The organism is Azospirillum sp. TSO5 (assembly GCF_003116065.1).
GTDB lineage: Bacteria > Pseudomonadota > Alphaproteobacteria > Azospirillales > Azospirillaceae > Azospirillum.
Genome location: NZ_LGQY01000172.1, coordinates 1 through 1447, shown reverse-complemented (window position 1 = coordinate 1447; position 1447 = coordinate 1). Strand labels below are relative to the sequence as shown.

Annotated in this window: 1 protein-coding gene; it reads left to right on the top strand. The window is 65.0% G+C overall.

Going from position 1 to position 1447, the window contains the following annotated elements; genetic code table 11:
- Positions 1-261: 261 nt before the first annotated feature.
- Positions 262-1206: a transposase gene (locus TSO5_RS31485; RefSeq protein WP_109155296.1), complete on the top strand. Its 945-nt coding sequence runs from the start codon at positions 262-264 to the stop codon at positions 1204-1206.
- Positions 1207-1447: the final 241 nt, after the last annotated feature.

Below are 1447 nucleotides of genomic sequence, written 5' to 3'. Positions count from 1 at the left end.
CTTCATGTTGTCGTAGATGCCGCGCTCGCACAGGCCGCCGTAGAAGGCCGCGGCACGGGCGTGGGCGTCGAATACCATCTTGTATGTCCGGGCACGCCATATTCATACCTGGATGGCTGGTGAGCGTCCGCCGTCCAGGTTGGTCGACCGCGAAACCATCGAGGCTCGAAAGCCGACCAGGAGCGTGAAGGCGGCCAACCTCCTTTCAAGTCCGAACGGTTGCTTGAGCCTGAGCTCGCATCACAAGGAAGGATCTTGAGGATGTTGGAATCAACACGAGCGGTGGGGATCGATTGCGGCAAGGACTTTCTGGATGTGGCGGTTTTCCCTGGTGCCGACAGGCTCCGCGTTACCAACACGCCCGAGGGGCATCGGAACCTGGTCGCATGGGTCGCAGAACGGTCGATCAGCGTCGTTGGCCTAGAGGCCAGCGGCGGCTATGAGCGGCCGAGCCGCGACGCTCTGCGCGCGGCCGGGGTGTCGGTTCGGGTCTTCGATCCGGCACGGGTACGCTTTTTTGCCAAAGCCAGGGGGCAACGAGCGAAGAACGACCGCCTCGACGCTAGCGTGATCGCTGAATTCACCGCCACGCAAACGACGGTACCGTCTCTTCCCACTGATCCGGTTCGCGAGGAATTGGCGGGTCTGATCAAGGCACGGCATCTGCTCGTCGACAAACGGGCCGATCTGAACAAGAGCATCAGCCAGGCCCCGGTCGCCGCTCAAGAAGCATTGACGCGGGCCGTCGAGCATCTGGCGCGGGAGATCGCCGGGTTGGATGCCGCCATCGCTCGAGCGACGGGGGCCCAGCCGACCCTGGCCAGGACGGCGCGCGATCTCCAAACTGCGCCGGGCATCGGTCCGGTGACAGCGGTGACGCTGGCTGTCCTGCTGCCCGAACTGGGGCGGACGTCTGGACAGAAGATCGCGGCGCTCGCTGGCGTCGCTCCCTTCGATCACGATAGTGGAAAGAGAGGGGGGCAACGCCATATCTCTGGAGGACGTGCCGGTGTCCGCCACGCCCTTTATATGGCGGCTCTTTCCGCCGCCACCCGCACCGGAGGTGTCCTCGCGGACTTTTACACCGGCTTGATCCGGCGCGGGAAACCGCCCAAAGTTGCCTTGACCGCCTGCATGCGCAAACTGATCGTCCGCCTCAATGCCATGCTCGCCAAAGGCGCTACCTGGGAGGCCAAGCCGGCTTGAGTTGCCGACGGTCGGCGCTCGTCGCCGACCGCATGCCAAACAAATCGAACCGGGGGCGCGCACGGGTCAAGGCCAGAGCCGCCCGTAGGGCGGGGGCGCGTCCGCGCCCGCCTTGACGCGGAGCACCACCGGTTCCCTCTGATTTTTCTTCAACACGGTTGCTCCTGGGTCTGGCGCGGGTAGACCGCCACGAACGGCATGCGGCTGTGGCATAGGCGGGCATGGGCCACCTGCACCTTGG